The sequence below is a fragment of the Rhodovulum sp. PH10 genome (assembly GCF_000293785.1).
GTDB lineage: Bacteria > Pseudomonadota > Alphaproteobacteria > Rhizobiales > Xanthobacteraceae > Rhodoplanes.
The window spans coordinates 1-11,824 of the sequence record NZ_AKZI01000011.1; the positions used below are offsets into that span (position 1 = coordinate 1).

The following is an 11,824-nucleotide window of genomic DNA, read 5'->3' on the forward strand; positions in this document are numbered from 1 at the left end:
TTTGTTCAGGTTGATGGATCGCCGGGTCGAAGCCCGGCGATGACGGAGGAATTTTGGAAGCCTTCGCGACTCCCATTGATACCAGCGGCGGAAAACTATGACCTCATCCCGGGGGCCGCGAAGCGACCGTCTCGAAGGACGAGGCCCGCACCGTGGCCTCGCCCTTCGAGACGCACTCCTGCGGAGTGCTCCTCGGGACGAGGTCGGACTCTGTCGCCGTTGGGATGGTTCTTTCGTCGTCTGCGTCAGCGAAAAAAAACAGCGAAAAAAAACGCGCCGGCCTTTTTTCGGGCCGGCGCGCGAAGCGAACCTTTGCGGAGAAGAGAACGCCGTCAGCAGCTGGTCTGGCCGCAGCGCGCCATGTTGATGCGCTGCGACAGCGCCTCCCGGCCGACCGCGCCCATCACCACCTCGGTGCCGACCACATAGGTCGGGGTGCCGGTGAGGCCGAGCGCCTCGGCGAGCTTCATGTTCTCCGCCAGGCTGTCGCGCACCTCCTTGGAGGCGAGGTCGCGCTCGAGCCGGGCCATGTCGAGCCCGGCGGCCTGCGCGGCGGCGAGCGCGCGCGCCTTGTCGGCCTGGCCGCGGCCGCCGAGCAGCCGCTTGTGGAAGTCGAAATACTTCTCGCCCTTCGGGTCCTGCATGCGCACCGCGACGGCGACCTTGGCGGCCTCCACCGAGCCCTCGCCGAGCACCGGGAATTCCTTCAGCACCACGCGCAGCTTGGAATCGTCGGCGATGAGCGCCTGGAGGTCGTCGAGCGCGCGCTTGCAGTAGCCGCAATTGTAGTCGAAGAATTCGACCAGCGTGACGTCGCCCTCGGGGTTGCCGACCACCACCTGGTGCGGCGAGTTGAACAGCTCGGCCGCGTGCGTCTGCACCGCGGCCTTGGCCTTGGCGGCCTCGGCGAGCGCCTGGCGCTTCTCCAGCTCGGCCAGCACCTCCTGCAGAATCTCCGGACGCTTGAGCATGTAGTCGCGCACGATCGTCTCGATCTCGGCGCGCTGCGCGGGCGTGAAGCTCTGGGCGAGCGCCGGCATCGCGGCGGCGGACGAGACGAAGGCGGCCGCCACGACCGCGAGGGCTCGTGGCGCGCGAAGCAGGCGGAGACGCATGGGGGAGTCCTCGTTGGCTAACGGTTGCCGGAGCGTGACGCGGGCGGCTTGAAGGCGGCGATGTCGTCGGCCTTCACCCAGCCCGGCGATCCGACCGGGAATCGGGTCTTAGCACGGGCGGCGAGCTGACGCGCGGTGCGCGTATCGCCGCGGGCGAACGCCGCCTGTGCCGCGGCGAGATCGGCCTGGGCGATGTCGCCCTTGCGGCCGTAGGCCTTGGCGAGATGGTCGTAGCCGTCGGCGATGTCGGGGTCGGACAGCAGCGCGCGGCGCAGATATCCGATCGCCTCGTCGGCCGAGCGCGCGTCGCCGGTCTCGATCAGCGCATGGGCGAGCAGCACCTGGATCAGCACCGGGTTCGGCGCCATCGACACCGCCTTGCGCAGCGGCGCCACCGCCGCCGCCGGATTGCCCGACTCGAGCAGCGCCTGCCCCTTCAGCTCGTAGAAATAGGGGTTGCCGGGCTCGCTCTGGATCAGCCCGTCGATCTGATCGATCGCCGTCCGCACGCCGCCGTAGCGATAGGCCGAGATCGCCCGCGCATAGCGCGCCGGCAGGCTGTCGTCGGAGCGCGGATAGAGCCGCGCCACCACGCCGGGCTGATCCATGAAGCCGTGCAGCTTGGCCCGCATCATGTCGTGGCGGAGCTGCAGCGCCGGCGGGTCCTTCTTGTCCCAGTAGGGCGTCCTCGCCATCACCTCGAGCGCGGCGATGCGGTCGGCCGCCATCGGGTGCGACTGCAGATACGGGTCCGAGCCCTGCGAGGCGAAGAGCTGCTCGTCGGCGAACCGCTTGAAGGTCTCGTACATGCCGCGCGCCGACTGGTGCGTCGCGGTGAGGAACTTCACGCCGGCGCGATCGGCCTGCTCCTCGTGCTGGCGCTGATAGGCGAGCAGCGAGCGCTGCATCATCGCGGTCGGCGCTCCGAGCGCGACGGCGGCCGGGTTGCCGCCGACCTGGCCGGAGCGGGCGCCGGCGATCGTCGCGCCGACGCCGAGCAGCATGCCGATCACCGCCATCGTGCTGGCGTGCGACAGCTCGGTGCGCAGCTTGGCGAGATGGCCGCCGGCGATGTGGCCGGTCTCGTGCGCCAGCACCCCGATCAGCTGGTTCGGCGTCTCCGACTGCATCAGCGCGCCGGCATTCACGAAGATGCGGCGGCCGTCCATCACGAAGGCGTTGAACGCCCGGTTGTTGATGATCGTCACCTCGACGTTCTGCTGGGACAGCCCGGCGGCCCGCAGGATCGGCCGGGTGTAGTCGCGCAGCAGATTCTCGATCTCGGCGTCGCGGATCACCGGCAGGCCACGCTGGGCGAAGGCCGCCTGCGGCATGCTCGCGATCACGACGGCGCAGGCCACCACGAGGGCGACCGCACGGGAGGCGCGCAGGCAGAGCCGGCGCTTGACAGGTGCGTTCGGTGCGCTCATTCCGAACCGATGCTCGGTGATGACCGGTGCTCGCAGCCCCGACGCTCGGACACGCGACGCTCGGACACCGAACGACAGCAATCCGGGGCGCGGGCGATCCGGTGCGGTTCCGTGGGCCGCGGCGCGACCCTTCCCGCCTCCAACAACCCGCAGAATGCGGCAGCAGCACGGCGTTCCCGCCGCCAGAGACCGCGATTCCAGAGACCGCCATGAGACCCGACCGTGCGAGCCTGTGCCTCCCGTCCCGGCGCAGCGACGTTCCCCCGTTCATGGTGATGGACGTGATGTCCGCCGCCGCCCGGCTCGAGCAGGCCGGCCGGCACGTCGTCCACATGGAGGTCGGCCAGCCGGCCGCACCGGCCCCTGCGACCGCCATCGCCGCGGCCGCCGCCGCGCTCGCGGGCAACGCCACGGGGGCCGCGCTCGGCTACACCGAAAGCCTCGGCATCCCGACCTTGCGGGCACGGATCGCCCGCCATTACGCCGAGACGTATGGCCACGCGGTCGATCCGGCGCGGATCGCGGTGACCACCGGCTCGTCGGGCGCCTTCGTGCTCGCCTTCCTCGCGCTGCTCGAGCCGGGCGACCGGGTGGCGCTCGCGGTGCCGGCCTATCCGCCCTATCGCCACATCCTCACCGCGCTCGGCTGCGAGCCGGTGCTGATCCGCACCCATGCCGAGACGCGCCACGCGCTCGAGCCCGAGGCTCTTCTCGCCGCTCACCGCGAAAAGCCGCTGAAGGCGGTGCTGATCGCCTCGCCCGGCAACCCGACCGGCACGATGATGGGCCGCGAGGCGCTCGCCGCGCTGATCGCCACCGCCGAGGACGCCGGGATCGCGGTGATCTCCGACGAGATCTATCACGGGCTCGACTACGCCTTTCCGGCGACGACCGCGTGCGCGGTGTCCGACCGCACGGTGGTGGTGAACTCGTTCTCGAAATATTTCTGCATGACCGGCTGGCGGGTCGGCTGGCTGGTGCTGCCCGAGGTTTTGGTGCGTCCGGTCGAGCGGCTGCACCAGAACCTCGCGATCTCGGTGCCGACGCTGTCGCAGATCGCCGCCGAGGCCGCCTTCGAGGGCCGCGCCGAGATGGAGGCGGTGAAGGCGGGGTACCTGCGCAACCGGCAGATCCTGGTCGAGGGCTTGCCGGCCTGCGGCATCGAGCGGTTCCTGCCGGCCGACGGCGCGTTCTATCTCTATGCCGACGTCTCCGAGTTCACGCCCGACAGCCACGATTTCGCCCGCGCGCTGCTCGCGGACGCCGGGGTCGCGGTGACGCCGGGGCTCGATTTCGATCCCGACCTCGGCCACCATTACGTGCGCTTCTCCTATGCCCGCTCGGAGGCCGACATGGCCGAGGGCGTCGCCCGGATCGGCGCCTGGCTCAAGGGAACCGGCTGAGAGCGTTCGACCGCCGCGCCTGGCGCCGCGCCGCCGGCGGTGGAAGGCGGCCGCAACCGGGTCGCGACCCGGCCGGAAACGGTGCAGGACGGCCGGCCGGCTTTGAAAAACGCCTGCGGACCCGATAAATAGGCGTCATGGCCGCGACCTTCCCGTCTCCCGACCACGATCACGCCCGCTGCAGCGCCGCCGTGCTCTCGCACGCCGAGGCGGTGTGTCGTGAGCGGCACGAGCGCCTGACGCCGATGCGGCGGCAGGTGCTGTCGATTCTCGCCGACAGCCACAAGCCGCTCGGCGCCTACGAGATTCTGGAGCTGGCGGCGCCCGACGGGCCGCGCCCGGCGCCGATCACCATTTATCGCGCGCTCGACTTTCTCATCGAGCAGGGGCTGGTGCACCGGATCGAGAGCCGCAACGCCTTTCTCGCCTGCGGCCAGCGGCACGAGAACGGGGCGCTGGTCGCCTTCCTGATCTGCGAGAGCTGCGGCGCGGTCGGCGAGGCGCCGGCCGAGGCGATCAGCGAGGCGATCGCGACCTCGGCGAAGAGCTTGGGGTTCTGCCCGAAGATGTCGGTGATCGAGGTGACCGGAACCTGCGCCCACTGCCGGCGGCGATGAACCGGCGGCCGGGCTCGCGGCCCGAACCGGGTGCCGGGCGGCGGGACGGGTGGCGGTACGGGTGGCGGCGCCGTCGTCGCCCGGTCACGGTCGCGGCGCCATAACGCGGGTTCGCCGCGGACGGCGGGCGCGATGAGGTGCTATAGGTGCGCGGCTCGGGACCGGGCACGGGCGGCGCGAGACGCGACGGTTCCGCCGGGTTCCAGCGGGTTCCGATTGACGGGCGGCGCGTGCCGGTGGCACTCCGCTCGCGGAAAGAATGGAGATGTCGATGAGTGAGCTGGCAGGCCCGGCGATGCGCCGCAAGACGGTGGCCGTGAAGGTCGGCGACGTCACGGTGGGCGGCGGCGCGCCGATCGTCGTCCAGTCGATGACCAATACCGACACGGCGGACGTCGATTCGACCGTCGCCCAGGTCACCGCGCTCGCCCGCCAGGGCTCCGAGCTGGTGCGGGTCACGGTCGACCGCGAGGAGGCCGCCGCCGCCGTCCCGCACATCAAGGAGAAGCTGCTCCAGCGCGGCGTCACCGTGCCGCTGATCGGCGACTTCCATTATATCGGCCACAAGCTGCTCGCCGAGTATCCGGCCTGTGCCGAGGCGCTCGACAAGTATCGCATCAATCCCGGCAACGTCGGCTTCAAGGAGAAGAAGGACCGGCAGTTCGGCGCCATCGTCGAGACCGCGCTGAAGAACGGCAAGCCGGTCCGCATCGGCGCCAATTGGGGCTCGCTCGACCAGGAGCTTCTGACGCACCTGATGGACGAGAACGCCAAGAAGCCGAACCCGATGGACGTGCGCGCCGTCACCCGCGAGGCGATGGTGCAGTCGGCGCTGCTCTCCGCCGCCCGCGCGGAAGAGATCGGCCTGCCGAGAAACCGCATCATCCTGTCGGCAAAAGTGTCGTCGGTGCAGGATCTGATCGCGGTGTATCAGGATCTGGCGGCGCGCTCGGACTACGCGATCCATCTCGGCCTCACCGAGGCCGGCATGGGCTCGAAGGGCATCGTCGCCTCCTCCGCCGCGCTCGGCATCCTGCTGCAGCAGGGGATCGGCGACACCATCCGCATCTCGCTCACCCCCGAGCCCGGCGGTGATCGCACGCTCGAGGTGAAGGTCGGCCAGGAGCTTCTGCAGACCATGGGGTTTCGGGTGTTCGTGCCGCTGGTGGCGGCGTGCCCGGGGTGCGGCCGCACCACCTCGACCATCTTCCAGGAGCTGGCGAAGGAAATCCAGGGCTTCATCCACGAGTCGATGCCGGAGTGGAAGACCCGCTATCCGGGCGTCGAGACGCTGGCGGTGGCGGTGATGGGCTGCATCGTCAACGGCCCCGGCGAGTCGAAGCACGCCGATATCGGCATCTCGCTGCCCGGCACCGGCGAGAGCCCGACCGCGCCCGTGTTCGTCGACGGCAAGAAGGTCGCGACGCTCCGCGGGCCGACGCTCGCCCAGGACTTCAAGGCGATGGTGATCGATTACATCGAGCGCCGTTACGGCGGGGCGCGGACCGCGGCGGAGTGATCCCGGCGGCGACAGCGCCGTAGGGCGGAACAGCGCAGCGTGTTCCGCCAGGTGCCTCGCGGGCGCCGCCGGCGGATCACGCCGCTTCGCGCCCGATCGGCCCTACGTCTCAACGCCTCATTCCGTAGGGCGGAACAGCGCAGCGTGTTCCGCCGTGTGCCTCGCGGGCGCCGCCGACGGATCACGCCGCTTCGCGCCCGATCCGCCCTACGTCGACGTCTCGTTCCGTTGTCTCGTAGGGCGGAATAGCGCAGCGTATTCCGCCGGCGGCCTCCGTCACCCCGTCACGCCGGGCAGGGCGCGGACGAGCTTGCGAAACACGTCGCCGCGCACCTCGAAATTCTTGAACTGGTCGTAGGACGCGCAGGCGGGCGACAGCAGCACCACCGCCTGCTGGAGGTTGGCGGCGGCGGCGTCCGCGGCGGCCTGCTCGACCGCGGCCTCCAGCGTGCCGGCGATCACGTACGGCGCCTTGCCCTCCAGGGTTTTGGCGAACTCTTCCGCCGCCTCGCCGATCAGATAGGCCTTGCGGATCCGCGGAAAGAAGCCGTCGAGCGAGGTGATTCCGCCCGATTTCGGCCGCCCGCCGGCGATCCAGAAGATGTCGGAGAAGCAGGCGAGCGCGCGCGCCGCCGCGTCGGCATTGGTGGCCTTGGAATCGTTGACGAACAGCGTCGAGCCGTAGCGCCCGACCTCTTCGATGCGGTGGGCGAGCCCCGGAAAGGTGCGCAGGCCCGCCTGGATCGCCTTCGGCTCCATCCCGAAGGCGAGCGCCACGGCCGACGCGCAGGCGGCGTTCTGGGCGTTGTGGACGCCGCGCAGCGAGGCGATGCCGCCCAAAAGCGCGATCTCGCGGGAGGCGGCGGCCTGCGCCTCGAGAATCCGCCCGGCCTCGACGTAAACGCCGTCGGCGAGCGGATGCACCACCGAGATGCGCACCACCCGCTTGCCGGCGCGGGCGATCCGGTCGGCCGCGGCCTGGCACCACTGGTCGTCGACGCCGACGATCGCGGTGCCGTCCTCCTGCACGCCGGCGACCATCCGCTCCTTGAGGCCGGCATAAGTCTCCATCGTGCCGTGGCGGTCGAGATGGTCCTCGGTGACGTTGATCAGCACGGCGACCGAGGGATCGAGGCTCGGCGCGAGGTCGATCTGGAACGACGACACCTCGATCACGTGGACGCGCCCCGCCTGCGGCGTCTTCAAGGACAGGATCGCGGTGCCGATATTGCCGCCGATCTCGACCTCGTGGCCGGCGCTCTTCAAAAGGTGGGCGATCAGCGTGGTGGTGGTCGACTTGCCGTTGGTGCCGGTGATGGCGACGAACGGCGCGTGCGGCGCATGCGCGCGGCGCTCGCGGCAAAACAGCTCGATGTCGCCGATCACCTCGGCGCCGGCGGCGCGGGCGAGCCCGACCGTCCAGTGCGGCGCGGGGTGGGTGAGCGGCACGCCGGGGGCGAGCACCAGGGCTGCGATGCGCGACCAGTCGATGTCGTGCAGGTCGGCGGTCGGGATGCCGGCGGTGGTCGCGTAGGCGATGCGCTCCTCCGAGTCGTCCCAGGCGACGACGTCGGCGCCGCCGGCGAGCAGCGCGCTCGCGGTGGCGAGCCCGGAGCCGCCGAGCCCGAACAGCGCCACCTTGCGGCCTGCGAGCGTGGTGACCGGAATCATCGGAAAACGTCCTCTTGGTGGTCCGGCGGGATGGAGGGACACCGCGCGCACCGTGCGGCGCGCGGCGCCGAGATCAGCGCAGCTTCAGGGTGGACAGGCCGGCGAGCGCCAGGATCACCGAGATGATCCAGAAGCGGATCACGATCTGCGGCTCGGTCCAGCCGAGCTGCTCGAAATGGTGGTGCAGCGGCGCCATCAGAAACACCCGCTTGCCGGTGAGCTTGAACGAGGCGACCTGGATGATGACGGAAATCGCCTCCACCACGAACAGTCCGCCGATGATGCCGAGCACGATCTCGTGCTTGGTCACCACCGCGATGGTGCCGAGCAGGCCGCCGAGCGCGAGCGAGCCGGTGTCGCCCATGAAGACCGACGCGGGCGGCGCGTTGAACCACAGGAAGCCGAGCCCCGCCCCGAGGATCGCCGCGCACAACACCGCGAGCTCGCCGGCGCCGGGGACGAAGTTGAGCTGCAGATAGTCGGCGAACACCGCGTTGCCGACCACCCAGGCGATCGCCGCGAAGCTCGCCGCGGCGATCATCACGGGGACGATCGCCAGCCCGTCGAGCCCGTCGGTGAGGTTCACCGCATTGCCGGCGCCGACGATGATGAAGGCGCCGAAGGCGATGAAGAACCAGCCGAGATCGATCACCACGTCCTTCACGAACGGCAGCACCAGCGAGGTCGCGAACGGCTCGCGGCCGAGAAACGACAGCGCGAAGCACGCGCCGACCGCGATCACCGTCTCGAGCGCGAGCCGCGTCTTGCCGGAGAAGCCGGCATGGGTCTGCTTGGTGACCTTCAGATAGTCGTCGTAGAAGCCGATCAGCCCGAAGCCGAGCGTCACGCCGAGCACCACCCAGACATACGGGTTCGACGGGTTCGCCCACAGCACGGTCGAGACCGTGAGGGCGGTCAGGATCATGATCCCGCCCATGGTCGGCGTGCCGGTTTTCGTGAGGAGGTGCGACTTCGGCCCGTCCTTGCGGATCGGCTGGCCCTTGCCCTGCTTCAGCCGCAGCGTGCGGATCAGGCGCGGCCCGAACAGAAAGACGAACAGGGCGGCCGTGACGATCGCGCCGGCGGCGCGGAAGGTGATGTAGCGGAAGACGTTGAGGCCGGTGAAGACGTCCGAGAAGTCGGCGAGCCAGTAGAACATTGTCAGCCCTGTGCAGGAGTGCCTTCGCCCGGCGCGCGGACGGGATAGCGGCGCGCCAGCGCCTTCACGATCGGCCCCATGCGCGAGCCGAGCGAGCCCTTCACCATCACGGCGTCGCCGCCGCGCACCGCGGCGAGCACCTGCGCCTCGAGCTCCTCGGCCGAGCCGGCATAGCCACCGCGGCGCTCGGCGGGAAGCGCGTCCCACAGATGCGCCATCAGCGGCCCGGCGCAGAAGACGAGATCGACGGCATTCTCCGTCACCGCCGCCGCGAGCCCCTGGTGCAGCGCGGCGCCGGAATCACCGAGCTCCAGCATGTCGCCGAGCACGGCGATTCTGCGGCCGCGCGCGCCGACCTGCGCGGTGCCGAGCACCGCCAGCGCCGCCCGCATCGAGGTGGGGTTGGCGTTGTAGCTCTCGTCGATCAGGAGCGCCCGGCCGCCGGCGACCTCGAGCGTGGTGCGCACGCCGCGCCCCGCCGCCGGCCGCTGGCCGGCGAGCGCCAGGGCGCCGAGCGCGAGGTCGGCGCCGACCAGCGTGACCGCCGCGAGCACCGCCAGCGAGTTGATCACGAAATGGCCGCCCGGCGCGCCGATCCGGTAATCGACCGGGATGCCGAGAATGTTGGCGGCGACCGTCGAGCCGTCCGGCAGCAGCACCGACTTGAGGAGCCGCGCATCGGCGCGGGCGTGCTCGCCGAACGAGACGATCTTTGCGCCCGCCTGCCGCGCCCGCCGCTCGAGTCTCTGGAAGTGCGGGTTGTCGTGGTTGAGCACCGCGAAGCCGCCGGGCTCGAGGCCGAGAAAGATCTCCGCCTTGGCGTCGGCGATCGCCGCGACCGAGGGGAAGAATTCGAGATGCACCGGCTCGACCGTGGTGACGATCGCCACGTGCGGGCGCACCAGCTTCACCAAAGGCGTGATCTCGCCCGGATGGTTCATGCCGATCTCGAACACCGCGTAGCGCGCGGTCTCCGGCAGCCGGGCGAGCGACAGCGGCACGCCCCAGTGATTGTTGAACGAGGCGCTCGACGCGTGGGTCTCGCCGTCGGCGCGCAGCGCCAGCCGCAGCGCCTCCTTGGTCGAGGTCTTGCCCACCGACCCGGTGACTGCGACGACCTTTGCCGGCGAGCGGGCGCGGGCCGCGCGGGCGAGGCTTCGCAACGCCTCCAGCACGTCGGGCACCACCAGCAGGCGGGCGTCGGCGGGCAGCGTTTCGCGCTTGTCGGCGGCGACCACCGCGAGCGCCGCGCCGCGCTCCAGCGCGGCGTCGACGAAGGCGTGGCCGTCGTGCCGGTCGCCGGCGATCGCGAAGAACGCCTCGCCGGGTCCGATGGTGCGGCTGTCGATCGAGATGCCGCCGACCGTCTCGGGCAGGGCGCCGACGCGCGCAGCGCCCATCGCGTCGGCCATCGCGGCGACGGTCCACAGCGGAGGGCTCATGCGTTCTTCTCCCGCAGCACGTCGGCGGCCACGTCCTGGTCGCTGAACGGCAGAGTCTTGCCGGCGATCAGCTGGCCGGTCTCGTGGCCCTTGCCGGCGATCACCAGCACGTCGCCCTCGCACAGCGTGTCGATCGCGTGGCGGATGGCGGCGGCGCGGTCGCCGATCTCCTCGGCGCCCGGTGCGGCGGCGAGGATGGCGGCGCGGATTTTTTCCGGGTCTTCGCTTCTCGGATTGTCGTCGGTGACGATCACCCGGTCGGCCTTCTCGGCGGCGATCGCCCCCATCAGCGGGCGCTTGCCCTGGTCGCGGTCGCCGCCGCAGCCGAACACCACGACGAGGCGCCGGCCGGCATAGGGCCGCAGCGCTTCCAGCGTTTTCGCGAGCGCGTCCGGCTTGTGGGCGTAGTCGACGAAGACCGGAGCGCCGTGGCGATGGCCGACCAGCTCGAGCCGGCCTTTGGCGCCTTCGAGGCCTTCGAGCTGGTCGAACACGGCGTGCGGCTCGCAGCCGGTGGCGATCGCCTGGGCCGCGGCGACCAGCGCGTTCTCCACCTGGAAGGCGCCGACCAGGGGCAGCCGGATCCGGTGGGTGCGGCCCTCGTGCTCGATGGTGACGGTCTGCGAAAAACCGTCGATCGTCACCTCGACCGCGCGAATGTTTGCCGGGCCGCGGCCGACCGTGAGAATGTTCACCCCCCGCGCGCGGGCGGCGGCCAGCATCGCCTCGGCGCCGTCGTGGTCGATCTCGATCACTGCGGTGCCGTCGGCCGGCAACAGCCGCTCGAACAGCTGCCGCTTGGCGGCGAGATAGGCCTCGACCGTCTTGTGATAGTCGAGATGGTCGCGGCTGAGATTGGTGAAGCTCGCCACCGACAGTCGCACGCCGTCCAGCCGGTGCTGGGCGATGCCGTGCGAGGAGGCCTCGAGCGCCAGATGGGTGATGCCGCCATCTGCCAAGCGGTCGAGCGTACGATGGAGCGCGATCGGGTCGGGCGTGGTGAGCGAGCCGTACTGCTCCTCGTCCGGCGTCACCAGGCCGATGGTGCCGATCGAGGCCGCGCGGAACCCGAGCGCCGCCCAGATCTGCCGGGTGAAGGCGGCGACCGAGGTCTTGCCGCTGGTTCCGGTGACGGCGGCGATGGTCGCCGGCTGGCGGGCGTAAAAACGCGCGGCGGCGAGCGCCAGCGTCTGTCGCACGTCGTCGACCAGAACGAGCCCGATGCCGGGCGGCAACGGCTCCGCCGGCGGCTTTTCGGCGATCACCGCAACCGCCCCGCGGGAGAGCGCCGCGGCTACGAAGGCGAGGCCGTCGGCCCTCTCGCCGGGCACCGCCGCGAACAGGAAGCCGGGCTCGACCGTCCGGCTGTCCGCCGTCAGGCCGGAGATGGGAAGATCACCGAGGGGGCCGTCGAGCCGGGCCTCCGGGCCGAAGAGATCGCGTAGCTGCATTCCGTGCCGCCGTGCCG

At 70.8% G+C, this 11,824-nt stretch carries 9 protein-coding genes; 3 read left to right on the forward strand and 6 right to left on the reverse strand.

The window, feature by feature from the left end; genetic code table 11:
- Nucleotides 1-332 precede the first annotated feature (332 nt).
- Together A33M_RS02480 and A33M_RS02485 are read right to left on the reverse strand one after the other, a co-directional pair.
- On the reverse strand, nucleotides 333-1,115 hold the full coding sequence (locus A33M_RS02480; protein ID WP_083850269.1) for a DsbA family protein: 783 nt from the start codon (nucleotides 1,113-1,115) through the stop codon (nucleotides 333-335).
- Between the two features lie 17 nt (nucleotides 1,116-1,132).
- The gene (locus tag A33M_RS02485) at nucleotides 1,133-2,545 is read right to left on the reverse strand and encodes a M48 family metalloprotease (RefSeq protein WP_040619001.1); all 1,413 of its coding nucleotides are present in this window, start codon (nucleotides 2,543-2,545) and stop codon (nucleotides 1,133-1,135) included.
- Nucleotides 2,546-2,754: 209 nt separating this feature from the next.
- On the opposite strand from A33M_RS02485, the gene A33M_RS02490 reads away from it, so the two are divergent.
- The 3 genes from A33M_RS02490 (at nucleotide 2,755) to ispG (ending at nucleotide 6,084) form a co-directional block, all read left to right on the forward strand.
- Nucleotides 2,755-3,948 carry a pyridoxal phosphate-dependent aminotransferase gene (locus A33M_RS02490; RefSeq protein WP_040619002.1) on the forward strand — a complete coding sequence of 398 codons (1,194 nt, stop codon included), beginning with the start codon at nucleotides 2,755-2,757 and terminating at the stop codon, nucleotides 3,946-3,948.
- A 137-nt stretch (nucleotides 3,949-4,085) separates the two neighbouring features.
- The gene (locus A33M_RS02495) at nucleotides 4,086-4,565 is read left to right on the forward strand and encodes a transcriptional repressor (protein ID WP_008383088.1); all 480 of its coding nucleotides are present in this window, start codon (nucleotides 4,086-4,088) and stop codon (nucleotides 4,563-4,565) included.
- Nucleotides 4,566-4,836: 271 nt separating this feature from the next.
- Nucleotides 4,837-6,084 carry a flavodoxin-dependent (E)-4-hydroxy-3-methylbut-2-enyl-diphosphate synthase gene (ispG, locus tag A33M_RS02500; protein WP_237718252.1) on the forward strand — a complete coding sequence of 416 codons (1,248 nt, stop codon included), beginning with the start codon at nucleotides 4,837-4,839 and terminating at the stop codon, nucleotides 6,082-6,084.
- Nucleotides 6,085-6,360: 276 nt separating this feature from the next.
- Here ispG and murD read toward each other — a convergent pair whose 3' ends face one another.
- The 4 genes from murD to A33M_RS02520 all read right to left on the reverse strand — a co-directional run bounded on the left by murD (nucleotide 6,361) and on the right by A33M_RS02520 (nucleotide 11,807).
- Complete coding sequence (gene murD, locus A33M_RS02505; protein WP_008383091.1) at nucleotides 6,361-7,755, reverse strand: UDP-N-acetylmuramoyl-L-alanine--D-glutamate ligase; 1,395 nt, start codon at nucleotides 7,753-7,755, stop codon at nucleotides 6,361-6,363.
- 73 nt (nucleotides 7,756-7,828) lie between these two features.
- Nucleotides 7,829-8,914, reverse strand: coding sequence for a phospho-N-acetylmuramoyl-pentapeptide-transferase (mraY, locus tag A33M_RS02510; RefSeq protein WP_008383094.1), 1,086 nt, complete (start codon nucleotides 8,912-8,914; stop codon nucleotides 7,829-7,831).
- 2 nt (nucleotides 8,915-8,916) lie between these two features.
- On the reverse strand, nucleotides 8,917-10,356 hold the full coding sequence (locus tag A33M_RS02515; RefSeq protein WP_008383096.1) for a UDP-N-acetylmuramoylalanyl-D-glutamyl-2,6-diaminopimelate--D-alanyl-D-alanine ligase: 1,440 nt from the start codon (nucleotides 10,354-10,356) through the stop codon (nucleotides 8,917-8,919).
- Nucleotides 10,353-11,807: a UDP-N-acetylmuramoyl-L-alanyl-D-glutamate--2,6-diaminopimelate ligase gene (locus A33M_RS02520; RefSeq protein ID WP_008383098.1), complete on the reverse strand. Its 1,455-nt coding sequence runs from the start codon at nucleotides 11,805-11,807 to the stop codon at nucleotides 10,353-10,355. The genes A33M_RS02515 and A33M_RS02520 overlap by 4 nt, the downstream gene beginning before the upstream one ends.
- Nucleotides 11,808-11,824 lie beyond the last annotated feature (17 nt).

Bases quoted from the DNA above. Each gene is read 5' to 3' on its own strand.
- A33M_RS02515 (WP_008383096.1), bottom strand. From the start codon at position 10,356: ATGAGCCCTCCGCTGTGGACCGTCGCCGCGATGGCCGACGCGATGGGC.
- A33M_RS02495 (WP_008383088.1), top strand. From the start codon at position 4,086: ATGGCCGCGACCTTCCCGTCTCCCGACCACGATCACGCCCGCTGCAGC.
- A33M_RS02520 (WP_008383098.1), bottom strand. From the start codon at position 11,807: ATGCAGCTACGCGATCTCTTCGGCCCGGAGGCCCGGCTCGACGGCCCC.
- A33M_RS02480 (WP_083850269.1), bottom strand. From the start codon at position 1,115: ATGCGTCTCCGCCTGCTTCGCGCGCCACGAGCCCTCGCGGTCGTGGCG.
- mraY (WP_008383094.1), bottom strand. From the start codon at position 8,914: ATGTTCTACTGGCTCGCCGACTTCTCGGACGTCTTCACCGGCCTCAAC.
- ispG (WP_237718252.1), top strand. From the start codon at position 4,837: ATGAGTGAGCTGGCAGGCCCGGCGATGCGCCGCAAGACGGTGGCCGTG.
- A33M_RS02485 (WP_040619001.1), bottom strand. From the start codon at position 2,545: ATGAGCGCACCGAACGCACCTGTCAAGCGCCGGCTCTGCCTGCGCGCC.
- murD (WP_008383091.1), bottom strand. From the start codon at position 7,755: ATGATTCCGGTCACCACGCTCGCAGGCCGCAAGGTGGCGCTGTTCGGG.
- A33M_RS02490 (WP_040619002.1), top strand. From the start codon at position 2,755: ATGAGACCCGACCGTGCGAGCCTGTGCCTCCCGTCCCGGCGCAGCGAC.